Raw genomic sequence first — 16526 nt, 5'->3', positions numbered from 1 at the left:
GGCACATGGGCATGGAAGCCATCGGCATGGAAGCGATCCGGGTCACCGTCAAGACCCCCGACCAGATGCGCGAGCTGGGGCGCCGTCTCGCGCCGCTGCTGCGCGCCGGCGACCTCGTCGTCCTCAGCGGTGACCTGGGAGCGGGCAAGACCACGCTGACCCGTGGCCTCGGCGAGGGCTTGGGCGTCCGGGGCGCGGTGACGTCGCCGACCTTCGTGATCGCGCGGGTGCACCCCTCGCTGGGCGGCGGCCCCGCCCTGGTGCACGTGGACGCGTACCGGCTGACCGGCGGCCTCGACGAGATGGAGGACCTGGACCTCGACGTCTCGCTGCCGGAGTCGGTGGTCGTGGTCGAGTGGGGCGAGGGCAAGGTCGAGGAGCTCTCCGACGACCGGCTGCAGCTGGTGATCCACCGCGCGGTGGGCGAGGTCGCCGCGAACGGGCAGGAGGACCACGACGTGCGCGAGGTCGTCGTCACCGGGGTCGGCGGGCGCTGGGCCGGTGAGGACCTGGCGGGGCTCGGCGTCTGAGCGCGTAACCGTTCCGACAAGGTGTCGGGAAGATGTTGCGTACGGCACGTTCCCCGTGTTCTGCTGGAGTCCAGGAGTTGGTTAGGGCTGCCTAACCCGACCCCCGTCGGACCCAGGAGGCATCCATGTCGGCCCACACGGCCCCGGAGCCGGAGCCGGGTTACTCGATGCAGGCGCTGCTGGCGGCGGCCGCGGCGGCGAACGCGGTGTGCACCCCGCCGGGGGAGCCCGAGGATCCGGAACCGGACACGGACACGGCGCAGGACGAACCCGCGCGGCGCCCCGAGGCGGACGCTGCCTAGTCGGACGCTGCCCGGGCGGAGGCCACCCGGACCTGCCCGGCCGGGCAGCGGGACACGAGGTGCCCGCCGCCCGCCGGCTGAAGCCGGTGGGCGTTCACTCGTCCGGGGGAAATCAGCGCACGACGACGATCTTGGTGTTCACGGTCGCGAACTTCCACAGCGCCGTCCCGTCCTTCCGCTTCTCGCGGATGCCGCCGGTGTGCTGACCCGGGGGCGGGGCGTCGGGCAGGGAGCCGTCCTTCGCCGCGCTGAAGCCGATCACCACGCTGTCGACGGTCGTGAACCGCACCACGTTCTCGACGGCCACGCCGTCGCCGCCGACGCTGCCGGCGCTGCGGGAGGTCACGGAGTAGGTGCCGGGGGCGGGGTCCACGGTGCCGGGGACGACCTTGTACGTGGTGCGCACCTTCCCGTCGTCGCCGACCAGCCACACGCGGTCCGCGCGCAGCGAGTACACGACCCTGCTGCCGCTGCCGGAGGCCGCGGGGAGCTCGTCCGTCCGCTCCGGCGAGGGCGAGGCGGAGGCCGCCACGGAGGTGTCGCGGCCGCCGGTGTCCGTGGGACGGACGCCCTTGGTCATCTCACTGGCGGAGCTGGAGGCCTGGACGGCGAGCACGCCGACGGCGGCCAGTGCGGCTGCGGTCAGTCCGGTCACGATCGTCCCTGAACCGATCCTTGCCACGGCTTTCCTCCGGAGGTGGGCGTCACGCTGGGTTGACGTTAGCAGCCGGGCCGCACGCCGACGGGAGCGCCGTCCCGGGCCGCGGTGGTGCCCCCGTCCTGGCAGGGCCACCCCGGTGAACGCCGTAGGCTGAACGCGTGCTGCTGCTTGCCTTCGATACCGCAACCCCCGCCGTGACGGTCGCCCTGCACGACGGCCGGCGCGTGCTCGCCGAGTCGACGGAGATCGACGCGAGACGGCACGGGGAGCTGCTGATGCCCGCCGTGGACCGTGTGCTGCGGGAGGCGGGGACCGGACTGGGCGACGTGACCGGGATCGTGGTCGGCGTCGGCCCCGGTCCGTACACGGGGCTGCGCGTCGGGCTGGTGACCGCGGTCTCCTTCTCCGACGTGCTCGGCGTCCCCGTCCACGGGATCTGCACCCTCGACGGGCTGGCCTACGCCGCCGGGATCGAGGGGCCGTTCGTCGTGGCGACGGACGCCCGCCGCAAGGAGGTCTACTGGGCCCGGTACGAGGGCCCGCGGGCCCGGGTGACCGACCCGGCCGTGGACCGGCCCGGCGACATCGCGGGCGAGGTCGCCGGGGTGCCCGCGGTCGGCGCGGGCGCCGCCCTCTACCCCGAGGCCTTCACCGACGTCCGCCCGCCCGCCGACCAGTCCGCCGCCGCGCTGGCCGCGCTCGCCGCCGTGAAGCTGGCGGACGGCGAGGACTTCCTCCCCGCGCTGCCGCTCTACCTGCGCCGCCCGGACGCCCAGGTGCCGGCCGGCTACAAGGCGGTCCTGCCGAAGTGACCGCGCTGATGCGCGAGATGCGCTGGTGGGACCTGGACCCGGTGATGGAGCTGGAGCACCGGCTCTTCCCTGACGACGCGTGGTCGCGCGGCATGTTCTGGTCCGAACTGGCCGACGCGCGGCACCCGTCGGCGACCCGGTACTACGTCGTGGCCGAGGACGAGGCCGGGCGGATCATCGGCTACGGGGGCCTGGCCGCCGTCGGCGGCACCGGGGACGTGCAGACCATCGGCGTCGCCCCCGAGCAGTGGGGCACCGGCCTCGGCGCGCTGCTGCTCGGGGAACTGCTGCGCCAGGCCACCGCCTTCGAGTGCCACGAGGTGCTGCTGGAGGTGCGGGTCGACAACGTCCGCGCCCAGCGGCTGTACGCGCGCTTCGGCTTCGAGCCGATCGGCTTCCGCCGCGGCTACTACCAGCCGGGCAACGTCGACGCGCTCGTGATGAGGCTCGGCGAGCTGCCGGCATCCCCTGACGTACCGGGACTACAAGGAACAGAGACCACCCATGGCTGACGAGCCCCTTGTCCTCGGCATCGAGACGTCCTGCGACGAGACCGGTGTCGGCATCGTGCGCGGGCACACCCTGCTGGCCGACGCGATCGCGTCCAGCGTGGACGAGCACGCCCGTTTCGGCGGCGTCGTCCCCGAGGTCGCCAGCCGCGCGCACCTGGGGGCGATGGTCCCCACGATCCAGCGCGCGCTGAAGGAGGCCGGCGTCGCCGCCTCCGACCTCGACGGGATCGCCGTCACCGCCGGCCCCGGGCTCGCGGGCGCGCTGCTGGTCGGCGTGTCGGCGGCCAAGGCGTACGCCTACGCGCTCGGCAAGCCCCTGTACGGGGTCAACCACCTGGCCTCCCACATCTGCGTGGACCAGCTGGAGCACGGGCCGCTGCCCGAGCCGACGATGGCGCTGCTGGTGTCGGGTGGCCACTCGTCGCTGCTGCTGGCCCCCGACATCACCGGCGACGTGCGCCCGCTGGGCTCCACCATCGACGACGCGGCAGGCGAGGCCTTCGACAAGGTCGCCCGCGTGCTGGGCCTCGGCTTCCCCGGCGGCCCGGCCATCGACCGCGCGGCCCGCGAGGGCGACCCGGGCGCGATCCGCTTCCCCCGCGGCCTGACCGGCTCCCGCGACCCGCTCTACGACTTCTCCTTCTCCGGCCTGAAGACGGCCGTGGCCCGGTGGATCGAGTCCAAGCGCCGGGAGGGCGTGGAGGTGCCGGTCGCGGACGTGTCCGCGTCCTTCCAGGAGGCCGTCGTCGACGTCCTCACCCGCAAGGCGATCCGGGCCTGCAAGGACAACGGCGTCGACCACCTGATGATCGGCGGCGGCGTCGCGGCCAACAGCCGGCTGCGCTCGCTGGCGCAGGAGCGCTGCGAGGACGCGGGCATCGTCCTGCGCGTGCCGCGCCCCAAGCTGTGCACCGACAACGGCGCCATGGTCGCGGCCCTCGGCGCGGAGATGGTGGCCCGCGGCCGGCCGTCCTCCACGTGGGACCTGCCGGCGGACTCCTCGCTGCAGGTGACGGACGTGTCCGTGCCCGGCCACACGCACGACCACGACCACGACCATCTCCACGAGCTCAGCAAGGACAACCTCTACTCGTGACCGTCGCCCTGATGTGGGAGGCCCGCGCCGTCGAGGGGCGCGGGCCCGAGCTGCTGGCGTGGGCCCGCGAGTGGACGCTGTCCCCGGCCCCGCTGCGCCGGGAGACCTTCTCCGCCCCTCAGGACCGGGTCCTGGTCATCACCTGGTGGGACGCCCCGTACGACGCGGAGCTGCCCGAGCTGCCCGAGCCCGGCGACGGCCTGGCGCGGCGGGCCGTCCACCGCTGGCGCTTCGAGTCGGTGGGGGACACGGCCTAGCCCCGGGTCGCGGGAGGGCCGGTCGTATGATGAGTCCGGCGTCGATCGCAACCGGGCTTCTGCTCGGCGCCGCCCCCGAGCAGGCGTCCTGCCGGACGACCGGTGTCCGGGAGGCGTTCTCGCAGGTGGCGAAGTACGCGTGACCGATTCCGGCTGTGCCGTCCTCTTCGATCTGGACGGCGTCCTCCTCGACAGCCGGCGGGCGATGCGACGGGCGATCCTCGACGTCGCCTGCGCCGCCCTGGGCGAGCCCGTCGACGAGAGCCGTCTGCCGGCCGGACTCGACCACCTTCCCCATCACGAACTCCTGGCGCGTCTCGGCGTGACCGACGAGGAGACCGTGTTCGGAGCCTCCTGGGAGGACGCGCTCGCCCTCGCCACGTGGGGTGCGTCGCCGTTCCCGGGCGCCGTCGACGTGCTGCGCGACCTCGCGGCCTCCGGTACGGCGATCGGGGTGGTGACCATGCAGCCCGCGAGCCGCGTGGCGCGGCTCGTCCCCGCGGAGCTGTCCGCGCACTTCGGCGTGGTGGTCGGATGGGGCGACGCGGCGCCCAAGCCCTCCGGGGAGGGGATCCTGCTCGCGCTCGACCGTCTCGGGGTGCCGCCCGGCAGCGCCTGCTTCGTGGGCGACAGCCCCTCCGACGTCGCCGCCGCGGCGGCCGCCGGGATCCCGTCGATCGGCGCGGTCTGGGGGTACACCGGCCCCGCGCTGGGCAGCTGCGACCCCACCGTCCTCGCCGGTGCCCTCACCGACGTGCCGGGCGCCGCGCGGCGCCTGCTGCGGCGGACGTAGCCGCCTCAGCCGCGGGCCGGGCCGCCCAGCAGCATGCTCGGGGCGCCCGCGACTCGGGTGAGGAAGACCGTGGCCGCGTGGGGGCCCTGCGGCTTGACGCGGCGGCGCACCTCCTCCGGCTCGACGGCCGAGCCGCGCTTCTTGACGGTCAGCACGCCGACCTCGCGTTCGCGCAGCAGGGCCTTGAGCCGCTTGAGGTTGAAGGGCAGCACGTCGGTGATCTCGTAGGCGGTCGCGTACGGCGTCGTGTGCGGCTCGTCCGAGGTGACGTACGCGATGGTCCCGTCGATCAGCCCGCCGCCGACCTGCGCCGCCACGTCGGCCACCATGTGGGCCCTGATGACCGCGCCGTCCGGCTCGTACAGCCAGCGCCCCACGGGGCGCACCTGGGGGTCGGGCAGCCCGGCCGCGGGCAGCGTGGCACCCGACGGCAGGAGGGTCGCGCGGCGGGCGCCCGGCGCGGTGCCGAACCACAGCACGGCCTCCTTCACGTCGCCGTGGTCGGAGACCCATTCCGCCTCGGCGTCCTCCGGCACGGCCTCGTGCGGGATCCCCGGCGCCACCTTCACGGCGGCCAGCGGCGCGCTCCGCGCCGCCGCCACCGCCCACGACAGCGGCGGGGAGTACGCCTCGGGGTCGAAGATCCTGCCCCGTCCGCCGCGCCGGGCCGGGTCGGCGAACACCGCGTCGAAGCCGTCCGTGGCGGTCTCCGTCACATCGGCGCAGCGCACCTCGATCAGGTCGGCCAGCCCCAGCGCCTCGGCGTTCGCCCGCACCACCGCGCAGGTCAGCGGGGAGCGGTCGACCGCCAGCACCTCCACTCCGGCGCGGGCCAGCGGGACGGCGTCCCCGCCGATCCCGCAGCACAGGTCCGCCAGCCGCCGCACCCCGAGCGCGGCGAACCGCTCCGCCCGGTGCCGGGCGACGGAGGCGCGCGTCGACTGCTCGACCCCGTCGGGCGTGAAGTACATCCGGTACGCGTCCTCCCCGAACTTCGCCGCCGCCCGCTGCCGCAGCCGGGCCTGCGTCAGCGCCGCCGCCACCAGGGCGGCGTCGTGCTGCCGCCGCAGCCGTGTCGCGGTCGCCAGTTCGGCGGCGGGGTCGTAGTCCCGCAGGGAGGTCAGCAGCGACTGCCCCTCGTCGGTCAGGAGAGCCGAGAACGCGTCAAGATCCACGCCGTCCATTGTCCCGCGGCGCCGGTGCGTGCTGGACTGGCCCGGTACGTGTGGACGAGGGGGGACGGATGACGGCCGTGCTCAGCACGGAATGGGACTCCTTGCGGCAGCGGGCCACGCTCGGTGCCGGCGCACCCGGCCGCGCCGCCCCGGTGGAGCGCGTGGACGCGCGGACCCGGGCGGAACTGCTCGGGCGGCTGCGCTGGGAGGTCCTCCAGGGCGGCAGCCTCTTCCTGGCCTACTCCCAACTGCTCGACGGCGCCGCCTTCGCCGTGCTGCGGCCCGCCGAACTCCTCGACGAGCTCGCACTGCGCGCCGTCGGCGGCGGGGCGATGATGCCGATCCGGGTCAACGCCCGCGACGCGGACCTGGCGGGGCAGCTCGTCGCACTCCTCTCCCGCGGCTTCCTCTTCTCCTCCCTGCCGCTCTCCGACGACCGGTGCCTGCGCCTGCAGCGCGAGCTCGCCGCCCGCGCCGACCCCGCCGCGGCCGCCGCGACGCTCGCGGCGGAGGGTCCGGCCGCCACGGCGGACCGGCTGCTCGCGGCGACCGGGGTCCTCGGCACCCCGTTGCGGCGGCGCGTGGTCACCCGCTGGGACGACTGGCTGCAGGCGGCCGGGCGCGGCCAGCTGGAGGTCAGCCCGCTGCGGCCGGCCGACTACGGGGCCGCGTACGCCGTGCAGCCCCCGCCCCCGCCCGGGGCGCTCGCCGGTGCCGCGGGGCGGGCCGTGCTGGCCGCGTGGACCGGCGGGGAGTTCGACGTGGACGGCATGCCCCAGCGCAGCCGCGTGCACGAGCGGCTGGACGCCTTGCTGCACGACCCGGACCCGGACGTACGGGCCGACGGGCGCATGCTGCGCGACGCCTTCGACGAGACGTACTACCGGGCGATCGCCGCCGGTGAGGGGTGCGCGCTCGGGGTGAGCGCCACCCGGCACGGCGTACCGCGGGCGGAGGCCGAGGCGCTGGGGGAGCGGACCCGGGTGGTGGCCTGGCCGACCCGCTTCGAGCTGCGGCTCGGGCTGCTCACCGCGGCGCAGTGGCAGCGCTTCACCGACGACGCCGCGGACGCCCTCGCGGTGTGGTGGGAGCGGCAGGACCTCGCCGCGCTCCAGGAGGTCGGCGACCTGCTCGGCGGACGGACCAAGGAGCCCCCGGAAGGCCGCGGGGACGAGGTGCCGGTGACCCGCGTCCAGCGCGTCGCGCGGGCGGTCCGCGGGCTCGGCACCGAGACCCTGGCGGCGGGCGGGCTGAGCGTCGCCGCGGGGGTGCTCGGCCAGGGGGCGCTCGGTTCGTTCGCGGCCGGCGCGGCCGGGGCCTTGACGCCCGTGCTCGTCGCCGCCGTGACCGCGGGGCTGCCGCGCCTGCGGGGCTACCGGGGCCGGTACGACGTGATGGAGTTCCCGGCGACCCCGCGGGGGGCGGTCTGATGGACGGCGAGGCGGCCCGTACCGGGAGCCGCAAGGCGTACGTCGACGCCGAGGGCGGGCGGTGGTGCGAGGTCCACCTCGACACCTACCGGCTGCCGTCCGGGGCGGAGGTCGAGCTGCACCGGGTCCGGGTCGGCGGCGGTCGCACAGGTGTCGTGGTCCTCGCCCGACGGGGTGAGGACGTGCTGATGGTCCGTCAGTGGCGGCCTGCGGTGGGACGCTGGGCCTGGGAGCTGCCGCGCGGCTTCGGCGAGGCCGACCCCGCCGCCGACGCGCTGCGCGAACTCGCCGAGGAGACCGGGCTGGTGGGCTCGGCGGCGACGGTGGTGGCGGTCCTGGACGTCGACTCCGGGCTGCTGGAGAGCCAGGTGGCCGTCGTGGAGGTGGCCGTCGCCGGGGACGCCGTGGCCGGGCCCGGTGCCGCCGGGGACGGCGAGGTCGCCGAGGCGCGCTGGTGGGGCCCCGACGACATCGCCGGGGCGGTCCGCTCGGGCGAGCTGCGCGACGGGTTCACCCTTGCCGCGCTCGGCGCGTGGAGCGCCGTCCGCCGGTGAGCGGCGCGGGCGAGCCGGGCCCGGAACCGTGCGTCCGGGCACCCCGTTCCCCCCGGGGGAGCGCGGATCGTGCGGCGCGGCGTTGGCACTCCGCTTGACCGAGTGCTAAGCGCGTCCTAGTCTCGGACCTGGCACTCAGCCATCCCGAGTGCCAGCACAAACGCGACGGGCAGGTCCGGCACCCGCGACGACGGGCCTACCAGGTCGCCACCCCAGACAGACACTCCCGTGAGCCCTTTGAAGGGGGAGGTCGGATCGTGACGACCACCAGCACCAAGGTTGCCATCAAGCCGCTCGAGGACCGCATCGTGGTCCAGCCGCTGGATGCCGAGCAGACCACCGCCTCCGGCCTGGTCATCCCGGACACCGCCAAGGAGAAGCCCCAGGAGGGCGTCGTCCTGGCCGTCGGCCCGGGTCGCTTCGAGGACGGCAACCGCATCCCGCTCGACGTCAAGGTCGGCGACATCGTGCTGTACAGCAAGTACGGCGGCACCGAGGTCAAGTACAGCGGCGAGGAGTACCTCGTCCTCTCGGCTCGCGACGTCCTCGCGATCGTCGAGAAGTAAATCCGGCGCCGCTCGTAACCGAGAAATGCCGTGATCACGCCCCGGGCACACCGAGTCCTCGCACGGACCGGGGACCCGGGGCGCGGTCTTTGACGAGAACCCAAAGACGAGGAATTCCGCCGGTATGGCCAAGATCCTGAAGTTCGACGAGGACGCCCGTCGCGCCCTCGAGCGTGGCGTCAACAAGCTCGCCGACACCGTGAAGGTGACCATCGGCCCCAAGGGCCGCAACGTCGTCATCGACAAGAAGTTCGGCGCCCCGACCATCACCAACGACGGCGTGACCATCGCCCGCGAGGTCGAGCTCGACGACCCGTACGAGAACCTCGGCGCGCAGCTGGTGAAGGAGGTGGCGACCAAGACCAACGACATCGCGGGTGACGGCACCACCACCGCCACCGTGCTCGCCCAGGCGCTGGTCCGCGAGGGTCTGCGCAACGTCGCCGCCGGCGCCTCCCCGGCCGCCCTGAAGAAGGGCATCGACGCCGCCGTCAAGGCCGTCTCGGACGAGCTGCTCGCGACCGCCCGCCCCATCGAGGGCAAGGACGACGTCGCCGCCGTCGCCGCGCTGTCCGCCCAGGACAAGCAGGTCGGCGAGCTGATCGCCGAGGCGATCGACAAGGTCGGCAAGGACGGTGTCATCACCGTCGAGGAGTCCAACACCTTCGGCCTGGAGCTGGACTTCACCGAGGGCATGGCCTTCGACAAGGGCTACCTGTCGCCGTACTTCGTGACGGACCAGGAGCGCCAGGAGGCCGTCCTGGAGGACCCGTACATCCTCATCACCCAGGGCAAGATCTCCTCCATCCAGGACCTGCTCCCGCTGCTGGAGAAGATCCTGCAGGCCGGTGCCTCCAAGCCGCTGCTGATCATCGCCGAGGACGTCGAGGGCGAGGCCCTGTCGACCCTGGTGGTCAACAAGATCCGCGGCACCTTCAACGCGGTCGCGGTCAAGGCCCCCGGCTTCGGCGACCGCCGCAAGGCCATGCTCGGCGACCTCGCCACCCTCACCGGCGGCACCGTCGTCGCCGAGGAGGTCGGCCTCAAGCTCGACCAGGTCGGCCTGGACGTGCTCGGCACCGCCCGCCGCGTGACCGTCACCAAGGACGACACCACCGTCGTCGACGGCGCCGGCGAGTCCTCGGAGATCACCGGCCGGATCAACCAGATCAAGGCCGAGATCGCCTCGACCGACTCCGACTGGGACCGCGAGAAGCTCCAGGAGCGCCTCGCCAAGCTGGCCGGCGGCGTGTGCGTCATCCGCGTCGGCGCGGCCACCGAGGTCGAGCTCAAGGAGAAGAAGCACCGTCTGGAGGACGCCATCTCCGCGACCCGCGCCGCGGTCGAGGAGGGCATCGTCTCCGGTGGTGGCTCCGCGCTCGTCCACGCCGTCAAGGTGCTGGAGGACGGCCTCGGCAAGACCGGCGACGAGGCCACCGGTGTCGCGGTCGTCCGCCGCGCCGCGGTCGAGCCGCTGCGCTGGATCGCCGAGAACGCCGGCCTGGAGGGCTACGTCATCACCTCCAAGGTCGCCGAGCTGGAGAAGGGCCACGGCTTCAACGCCGCGACCGGCGAGTACGGCGACCTGGTGAAGTCCGGCGTCATCGACCCGGTCAAGGTCACCCGCTCCGCCCTGGAGAACGCCGCCTCCATCGCCTCCCTGCTCCTCACCACCGAGACCCTCGTGGTGGAGAAGAAGGAGGAGGAGCCCGCCGAGGCCGGTCACGGTCACGGCCACTCCCACTGAGCTGGACCGCGAAGGCCCCCGTTCCCGGCCGGGAACGGGGGCCTTCGGGCTGTCCCGACCAGGGACGGCCCGCGCTGCCCGGACGGCGGTCTCAGTCGCGGGGGTAGGCCGGACCGAAGCGCCTCCCCGCCTTCGACGAGACGCGGCCGAGCGCCCCGCTCGGCGCCAGCCTGGCCGCCGCCACCGCGACCTTGTAGCGGGGGTCGGGGACGCTGAGGGAGCGGCCGCGGGCCAGGTCGCGTAGGGCCGCGGCGACCACCTTGTCGGCGTCCAGCCACGCCCAGGAGGGGATGCCGCCGGTGTCCATCCCGGCCCGCTGGTGGAACTCGGTGCGGACGAAGCCCGGGCACAGCGCCAGCAGCCGCACCCCGGTGCCCGCCAGGTCGCGGGCCACGCCCTGGGTGAAGCTGACGACCCACGCCTTGCTGGCCCCGTACGTGCCGCGCGGCACGAAGGCCGCCACCGAGGCCACGTTGATCACGAAGCCGCGCCCGCGCTCCCGCATGGCGCCGGTCGCGGCGCCGGTCAGCCGCAGCACCGCCTCGCAGTGCACCTTGAGCATGGTCAGCTCGTCGGTCATCGGCACGTCGCCGAAGCCGCCCCGGTTGCCGAAGCCCGCGTTGTTGACCAGCACGTCGACCGGGCGTTCGCGGTCGCGGAGCCGTGCCTCGACCGCCCCGATGCCCTTGTCCGCCGACAGGTCGGCGGGCAGCACCTCGACGGTCACCCCGTACGCGCGCCGCAGGTCCTGCGCGCACTCCTCCAGCCGCTGCTCGTCGCGGGCGACCAGGACGAGGGCGTGACCGTCCCCCGCCAGCCGGCGCGCGAACGCCGCGCCGATCCCCGCGGTGGCTCCCGTGATCAGTGAAGTCGTCATGCACCGCAGGCTAGTGAGCCCCCGTGCGTCCGCGGGCCGCGGCGCGCACGTCCTGCGGGAGCGCGTCCGCCGCCAGCAACCGGGGGAGCAGCGCGGGCTCCAGGGTGACCGCGCGGAAGGTCAGCGCGACGGTGACCTCGTGGTCCGGGCGGTGGACGACCTCGACCCGGTCGCCCGCCCGGACCTCCCCGGGTTCGGCGACCCGGAGGTAGGCACCGGGCAGCGCGGCGCGGGTGAACGTCTTGATCCAGCCGCCCTGTTCCAGCCAGCCCTGGAACGTGGCGCAGGGGATCCGGGGGCAGGACACCTCCAGGACGGCGCCGCCCGGCCCGCCGATCCGCCAGCGTTCGCCGATCAGGGCCTGGTTGACGTCCAGCCCCGAGGTGGTCAGGTTCTCCCCGAACATGCCGTTGCGCAGGGGCAGGTCGAGTTCGCGTTCCCAGGTGTCGAGGTCCTCGCGTGCGTAGGCGTAGACCGCCTGGTCGGTACCGCCGTGGTGCGCCACGTCGTACACCCGGTCGCCGGCGAGGCCGACCGCGCCGGTGCCCTTGGGGCCCGGTGCGGTCACCGCCACCGGACCCGGCACCGGGAGCTTGTCGATGCCGGTCGTCCCGCTGGTCTTCCACGGGTTCGGACGGGGCCGGCCCACGTTCACCGAGAGCAGCTTCATCCCGCGACCGTACGGCTCCCGCCCGGCACCCGGCGAGGTCTTTTCCGGCGACCGGGACCGCCCGGCGGTGCCTAGCCCGCGAGCACCCGGAGCAGCCGGTCCACGTCCGCCTCGGTGTTGTACAGGTGGAAGGCCGCCCGCAGGTTCCCCGCGCGGGCCGAGACGCGGATGCCGGCGGCGGCCAGCCGTTCCGCCGCGTCGCCCAGGCCCGGGACGGCCACGATCGCCGAGGCCTGCGCGCCGGAGGGCACCGGCTTGTGGCCGAGCCGCAGCAGGCCCGCCCGGAAGCGCTCGGCCAGCGCGACGTCGTGGGCGCCGATGGCCTCGACGCCCAGCTCCTCGACGAGCCCCAGCGAGGCCGCCCCGGCCAGGTACGGCAGCAGCGGCGGCATCACGTCGAACCGCCGGGCGGAACGCGCGAGGTGCGCGACCGGCCCGTAGCAGTCGCCCCAGGGGTCCTCGGCCGCGTACCAGCCGGCGAAGTGCGACGACAGCCCGTCCTCGGCGCCCTCCCGCACGGTCAGGAAGGACACCCCGCGCGGGGCGAGCAGCCACTTGTAGCCGCCGCACACGACGAAGTCGAGGCCGTCCGCGCACAGCGGGAGCCAGCCGACCGCCTGGGTGGCGTCGACGAGCACGCGCGCCCCGTGCCGCGACGCGGCCTCGCGGACCGCCGCGAGGTCGGCGACCCGGCCGTCCGCGGACTGCACCGCGCTGACCGCGACGAGGTCGGTGGTGGGACGTACGGCGTCGGCGACGCCCTCCAGGGGCACGGTGCGCATCACGACGTCGGCGCGGGAGGCGAAGGGGTTGACCAGCGAGCTGAAGTCGCCGTCGGCCAGCACGACTTCGGCCCCGGCGGGGAGGGCCGCGGCGATCATGCCGACGTGCGTGGTGACGGAGGAGCCGACCGCGACGCGGTCGGCGGCGACCCCGGTGAGGCGGGCGTAGGCGGCGCGGGCGGCGTCCAGGACGCGCTCGTCGCGCACCCAGTCGTCGGTGCCGTCGGACCAGGCGGCCACGGCGGTGCGCAGCGCCTCGACGGAGCGGAGCGGGCCGATGCCCGAGGAGGCGGTGTTGAGGTAGGTGATCCCGGCGTCCAGCGCGAATTCCCCGGCGATGTCCATGGTTCCTCAGCCTGCGCCCCGGTCTGCCCAAAGTCCATCATCGATCACTGAACGCCACCCCCAAGGAACGCTTGTGCTCGGGGCGTGTTCGAGGCCCGCCACCTCCGTGTGCTGCGCGCCGTGGCCCGTACCGGCTCGCTGTCGGGCGCCGCGCGGGAACTGGGCTGCACCCAGCCCGCGGTCAGCCAGCAGATGAAGGCGCTGGAGCTCGCCGCGGGCACCCCGCTGCTGGTCCGCGGCGGGCGGACCACCCGGCTGACCGAGGCGGGCGAGGCGCTGGCCCGGCACGCGAGCGGCATCCTGGCGGGGCTGGCCGCCGCGGAGGAGGAGGTCGCGGCCATCGGGGGCCTGCGCGCCGGGCGGGTGCGGCTGGTGTCGTTCCCGAGCGCGGGCCCGTCCCTGGTACCCACCGCGCTGGCCGCGATGCGCGCCGCGCACCCGGACGTACGGATCACGCTGGCCGAGGCCCAGCCGCGGCGGGCGGTGGAGATGCTGCGCGCCGGCGAGTGCGAGCTGGCGCTGGCCTACCGCTACGAGGACGAGGACGGCGGCGAGCAGGCGGCCGCGTGGGAGGGGCTGCTGGTGCGGCCGCTGCTGTTCGACCGGCTCTTCGCGGTGCTTCCCGCCGGGCACCGGCCGGCGCGCGGGGGTGGTCCGGTGCGGTTGTCCGACCTCGCGGACGAACCGTGGATCGCGGGCTGCCCCCACTGCCGCCGGCACCTGGTCGAGCTGTGCCGGCGGGAGGGTTTCGAGCCGCGCATCGACTTCGCCACGGACGACTACCCGGCGGCCGTCGGCCTGGTGGCCTCGGGCATGGGCGTCCCGGCGCAGCCCGGCCTCGCGCTGGAGGCGGTACGGCTGCGCGCAGTGGCCGTACGCGAACTTCGGCCGGCCGTACGCCGTGAGGCGGCCGCGGTGACGCTGCCCGACCTGGCCCAGGTGCCGGCCGTCGACATGATGCTGGGGCGGCTGCGTCTCGCGGCTCTGCGCGACCGCCCTTCGGTCCGAGTCCGCGCGGAGGCGGACGTCCGTCGTTGTGGTGAAACGTTTCCTCTGTGGCTGTTGTCCGGTGAGTCAGTGACTGCCGGTGGCGTGCGAGCTCATGACCCGGTTGCGGGACCGGCCCATCATCTCCTCGCGCTCGTCCTCGGTGAGTCCGCCCCAGACCCCGTAGGGTTCGCGGACCGTCAGAGCGTGCGTCGCGCACTCGGCGCGGACGGGGCAGCGCATGCACACCTCCTTCGCCGCCGCCTCACGCGCGCTCCGGGCAGCACCGCGCTCTCCCTCGGGGTGGAAGAACAGGGAGCTGTCGACACCGCGGCAGGCGGCGACGAGCTGCCAGTCCCAGAGGTCGGCGTTCGGGCCCGGGAGGCGGGAGAAGTCTGCCATTGCTCATCTCCTCGAGAGGTGGGCTGCAGGGACACCGTCCAGGCGCGTAGCTCTGGGAGGGTGCTGTCGACGTTACATCTACTGTCGAAGTAGATGTAAATATGATTCATCACAAAATCGCCAACGAACTCCCGCCATGCGGGTAAAAAGCCTCCAAACAGGCAAAATCTGACATTGCCCCCCGGTCGGCGGCTGATGTGTGCTGCAAGCGGGCGCCCGTTGTGCGGGTTTTTGGGGCCCGGCGAACGGCCGCGACCTGCGACGTTGCTGATCCGTGTCGGTCCGCGCACGGAGAGTGCGGGAGTCGGCCGCCAAACTCCGTAACTCTTTCGAGTGAGGGTCGTTGAAGGTGCGGAAGTGGTTGGCGGTCGAACTAATCGGGCAGACGCCCGAGGCCGTCATCCCCACCGGTGAACGATTCGTACAGCCTGGAGGCTCAACGTGACGCGGATCAGCTGCGGAGGACGGTCATGACTTCCGTTCTCGTCTGCGACGACTCCCCGCTTGCCCGAGAGGCCCTGCGCCGCGCGGTAGCGACCGTGCCCGGCGTGGAGCGTGTGACGACCGCGGCCAACGGCGAGGAAGTCCTCCGCCGCTGGGGCGCCGACCGCTCGGACCTCATTCTCATGGACGTCCGGATGCCCGGCCTCGGCGGCGTCGAGACCGTACGGCGGCTGCTGTCCGCCGACCCCGGCGCCCGCATCATCATGCTCACGGTCGCCGAGGACCTGGACGGGGTGGCCCTCGCGGTCGCCGCCGGTGCCCGCGGATACCTGCACAAGGACGCTTCGCGCGCCGAGTTGCGGGCCACGGTCACCCAGGCGCTGGCCGACCCGACCTGGCGGCTCGCCCCGCGCCGGCTGCGCTCGGCCGAGATGGGCGCCGCCCCGACCCTGACCGCCCGCGAGATCCAGGTGCTGGAGGGCATGAGCCACGGCCGCTCCAACGCCGAGATCGGCCGCGAGCTCTTCCTCTCCGAGGACACCGTCAAGACGCACGCACGACGCCTGTTCAAGAAGCTCGGCGCCTCGGACCGGGCCCATGCGGTGGCGCTCGGCTTCCGCTGGGGCCTGGTGCGCTGAGGCAGCGGCTTCGAGGGCTGGAGGGGCCGATGAGCTGTGGGGCAGCTGTGCGGCTGCCCCGCTCGTACCGGTTTCCGCGCCGAGGGCGCATGCTTGAGGCATGGACTCTCGGGGACACGGTCGGGCGGGGCGGCGGGTGCATGACATGACTACGGCCGGTGCGGTCCCTCGGAACGCTCCGCACGGCGCGCCGCATAACGCTTCGGAGCACAACCATGGGTGTGAGCCCACGGAGCGGCCCGCGGCGATGCACTATGGACGGATGCGCGACGAGGCCACCGGCAATGAGACAGCCATAGGGGCACTCGTACGTCGAGCCGTGGACGGCGACGAGCAAGCGACGCACGATCTGCTCGCCCATGTGCACCCGCTCGCCGAGCGGTACTGCCGTACGAGGCTGTCGCGGCTGCCGGGCGGCGCGCGCCACTTCGTGGACGACCTCGCGCAAGAGGTCTGCCTCGCGGTGCTGTGCGCACTGCCCCGCTACCGGGACCAGGGCCGGCCCTTCGAGGCCTTCGTCTTCGGCATCGCCGCGCACAAGGTCGCCGACCTCCAGCGGGCCGCCATGCGCGGTCCGGGCTCGACGGCCGTGCCCTCCGACGAGATGCCCGAGCAGCCGGACGACTCGCTCGGGCCCGAGGAGCGGGCGCTGCTCAGCAGCGACGCGGAGTGGGCGAAGAAGCTGCTCGCCAACCTCCCGGAGCACCAGCGGGAGCTGGTGCTGCTCCGCGTTGCCGTGGGCCTCACGGCCGAGGAGACCGGTCAGGTGCTCGGCATGTCGCCGGGCGCCGTCCGGGTGGCGCAGCACCGCGCGCTGTCCCGGCTGCGGGCGCTGGCGGAGGAAGCCGCCGCGGGTGCTCCCGGGCTGAGCGCCTAGCGCACGCCGCCCCCGGCCCCCACACCAGGGGCGGAATTGGTTTCGCGCGGGAGCCATTAGCATTGAACA

General features: G+C 74.1%; 19 protein-coding genes and 1 pseudogene. 14 read left to right on the top strand and 6 right to left on the bottom strand.

Going from position 1 to position 16526, the window contains the following annotated elements:
• Positions 1 to 5 precede the first annotated feature (5 nt).
• Both tsaE and OG937_19425 read left to right on the top strand, forming a co-directional pair.
• Entirely contained in the window at positions 6 to 530 is a 525-nt protein-coding gene (gene tsaE / locus OG937_19430; GenBank protein WUD73701.1) for a tRNA (adenosine(37)-N6)-threonylcarbamoyltransferase complex ATPase subunit type 1 TsaE, read from the top strand.
• A 125-nt stretch (positions 531 to 655) separates the two neighbouring features.
• Positions 656 to 832, top strand: coding sequence for a hypothetical protein (locus tag OG937_19425; GenBank protein WUD73700.1), 177 nt, complete (start codon positions 656 to 658; stop codon positions 830 to 832).
• A gap of 112 nt (positions 833 to 944) precedes the next feature.
• Here the strand turns inward: OG937_19425 and OG937_19420 are convergent, their stop codons facing one another.
• Positions 945 to 1487: a hypothetical protein gene (locus OG937_19420; protein ID WUD73699.1), complete on the bottom strand. Its 543-nt coding sequence runs from the start codon at positions 1485 to 1487 to the stop codon at positions 945 to 947.
• A 164-nt stretch (positions 1488 to 1651) separates the two neighbouring features.
• Between OG937_19420 and tsaB the strand changes: the two genes are divergently transcribed.
• The 5 genes from tsaB (at position 1652) to OG937_19395 (ending at position 4963) form a co-directional block, all read left to right on the top strand.
• The gene (gene tsaB / locus OG937_19415; GenBank protein ID WUD73698.1) at positions 1652 to 2305 is read left to right on the top strand and encodes a tRNA (adenosine(37)-N6)-threonylcarbamoyltransferase complex dimerization subunit type 1 TsaB; all 654 of its coding nucleotides are present in this window, start codon (positions 1652 to 1654) and stop codon (positions 2303 to 2305) included.
• 8 nt (positions 2306 to 2313) lie between these two features.
• Entirely contained in the window at positions 2314 to 2817 is a 504-nt protein-coding gene (gene rimI / locus OG937_19410) for a ribosomal protein S18-alanine N-acetyltransferase (GenBank protein WUD78816.1), read from the top strand.
• Positions 2810 to 3913 carry a tRNA (adenosine(37)-N6)-threonylcarbamoyltransferase complex transferase subunit TsaD gene (tsaD, locus tag OG937_19405; GenBank protein ID WUD73697.1) on the top strand — a complete coding sequence of 368 codons (1104 nt, stop codon included), beginning with the start codon at positions 2810 to 2812 and terminating at the stop codon, positions 3911 to 3913. Before rimI ends, tsaD begins: the two co-directional genes overlap by 8 nt.
• Positions 3910 to 4170: a hypothetical protein gene (locus OG937_19400; protein WUD73696.1), complete on the top strand. Its 261-nt coding sequence runs from the start codon at positions 3910 to 3912 to the stop codon at positions 4168 to 4170. The genes tsaD and OG937_19400 overlap by 4 nt, the downstream gene beginning before the upstream one ends.
• 139 nt (positions 4171 to 4309) lie before the next feature.
• Positions 4310 to 4963: an HAD family hydrolase gene (locus OG937_19395; GenBank protein WUD73695.1), complete on the top strand. Its 654-nt coding sequence runs from the start codon at positions 4310 to 4312 to the stop codon at positions 4961 to 4963.
• Positions 4964 to 4968: 5 nt separating this feature from the next.
• Here the strand turns inward: OG937_19395 and OG937_19390 are convergent, their stop codons facing one another.
• Positions 4969 to 6147 (bottom strand): methyltransferase domain-containing protein, encoded by a 1179-nt coding sequence (locus OG937_19390; GenBank protein ID WUD73694.1) that lies wholly within the window; start codon positions 6145 to 6147, stop codon positions 4969 to 4971.
• Positions 6148 to 6206: 59 nt separating this feature from the next.
• Between OG937_19390 and OG937_19385 the strand changes: the two genes are divergently transcribed.
• From OG937_19385 to groL, 4 genes are all read left to right on the top strand, one after another.
• A complete protein-coding gene (locus OG937_19385; protein WUD73693.1) occupies positions 6207 to 7568 on the top strand; it encodes a hypothetical protein in 1362 nt (453 codons plus the stop codon).
• Positions 7568 to 8122, top strand: coding sequence for an NUDIX hydrolase (locus tag OG937_19380; GenBank protein ID WUD73692.1), 555 nt, complete (start codon positions 7568 to 7570; stop codon positions 8120 to 8122). Before OG937_19385 ends, OG937_19380 begins: the two co-directional genes overlap by 1 nt.
• A 257-nt stretch (positions 8123 to 8379) precedes the next feature.
• Positions 8380 to 8688: a co-chaperone GroES gene (gene groES / locus OG937_19375; GenBank protein WUD73691.1), complete on the top strand. Its 309-nt coding sequence runs from the start codon at positions 8380 to 8382 to the stop codon at positions 8686 to 8688.
• Positions 8689 to 8812: 124 nt separating this feature from the next.
• Positions 8813 to 10435, top strand: a complete 1623-nt coding sequence (gene groL, locus OG937_19370) for a chaperonin GroEL (protein WUD73690.1) — start codon at positions 8813 to 8815, stop codon at positions 10433 to 10435.
• A gap of 91 nt (positions 10436 to 10526) precedes the next feature.
• Here groL and OG937_19365 read toward each other — a convergent pair whose 3' ends face one another.
• The 3 genes from OG937_19365 to OG937_19355 form a co-directional block, all read right to left on the bottom strand.
• Positions 10527 to 11312, bottom strand: a complete 786-nt coding sequence (locus tag OG937_19365) for an SDR family oxidoreductase (protein ID WUD73689.1) — start codon at positions 11310 to 11312, stop codon at positions 10527 to 10529.
• 10 nt (positions 11313 to 11322) lie between these two features.
• Positions 11323 to 11982, bottom strand: coding sequence for an MOSC domain-containing protein (locus tag OG937_19360; protein WUD73688.1), 660 nt, complete (start codon positions 11980 to 11982; stop codon positions 11323 to 11325).
• Positions 11983 to 12053: 71 nt separating this feature from the next.
• Complete coding sequence (locus OG937_19355) at positions 12054 to 13109, bottom strand: aminotransferase class V-fold PLP-dependent enzyme (GenBank protein ID WUD73687.1); 1056 nt, start codon at positions 13107 to 13109, stop codon at positions 12054 to 12056.
• A gap of 84 nt (positions 13110 to 13193) precedes the next feature.
• On the opposite strand from OG937_19355, the pseudogene OG937_19350 reads away from it, so the two are divergent.
• Positions 13194 to 14093 (top strand): annotated as a pseudogene (locus OG937_19350) (LysR family transcriptional regulator).
• Positions 14094 to 14183: 90 nt separating this feature from the next.
• Here OG937_19350 and OG937_19345 read toward each other — a convergent pair.
• A complete protein-coding gene (locus OG937_19345) occupies positions 14184 to 14498 on the bottom strand; it encodes a WhiB family transcriptional regulator (protein ID WUD78815.1) in 315 nt (104 codons plus the stop codon).
• 470 nt (positions 14499 to 14968) lie between these two features.
• On the opposite strand from OG937_19345, the gene OG937_19340 reads away from it, so the two are divergent.
• Both OG937_19340 and OG937_19335 read left to right on the top strand, forming a co-directional pair.
• Positions 14969 to 15580 carry a response regulator transcription factor gene (locus OG937_19340; GenBank protein ID WUD73686.1) on the top strand — a complete coding sequence of 204 codons (612 nt, stop codon included), beginning with the start codon at positions 14969 to 14971 and terminating at the stop codon, positions 15578 to 15580.
• A 145-nt stretch (positions 15581 to 15725) separates the two neighbouring features.
• On the top strand, positions 15726 to 16457 hold the full coding sequence (locus OG937_19335; protein ID WUD73685.1) for a sigma-70 family RNA polymerase sigma factor: 732 nt from the start codon (positions 15726 to 15728) through the stop codon (positions 16455 to 16457).
• The last annotated feature ends 69 nt before the right edge of the window (positions 16458 to 16526 follow it).

It is taken from the genome of Streptomyces sp. NBC_00510 (assembly GCA_036013505.1).
Taxonomy (GTDB): Bacteria; Actinomycetota; Actinomycetes; order Streptomycetales; family Streptomycetaceae; genus Actinacidiphila.
This window is presented reverse-complemented; position numbering and strand designations above follow the sequence as displayed.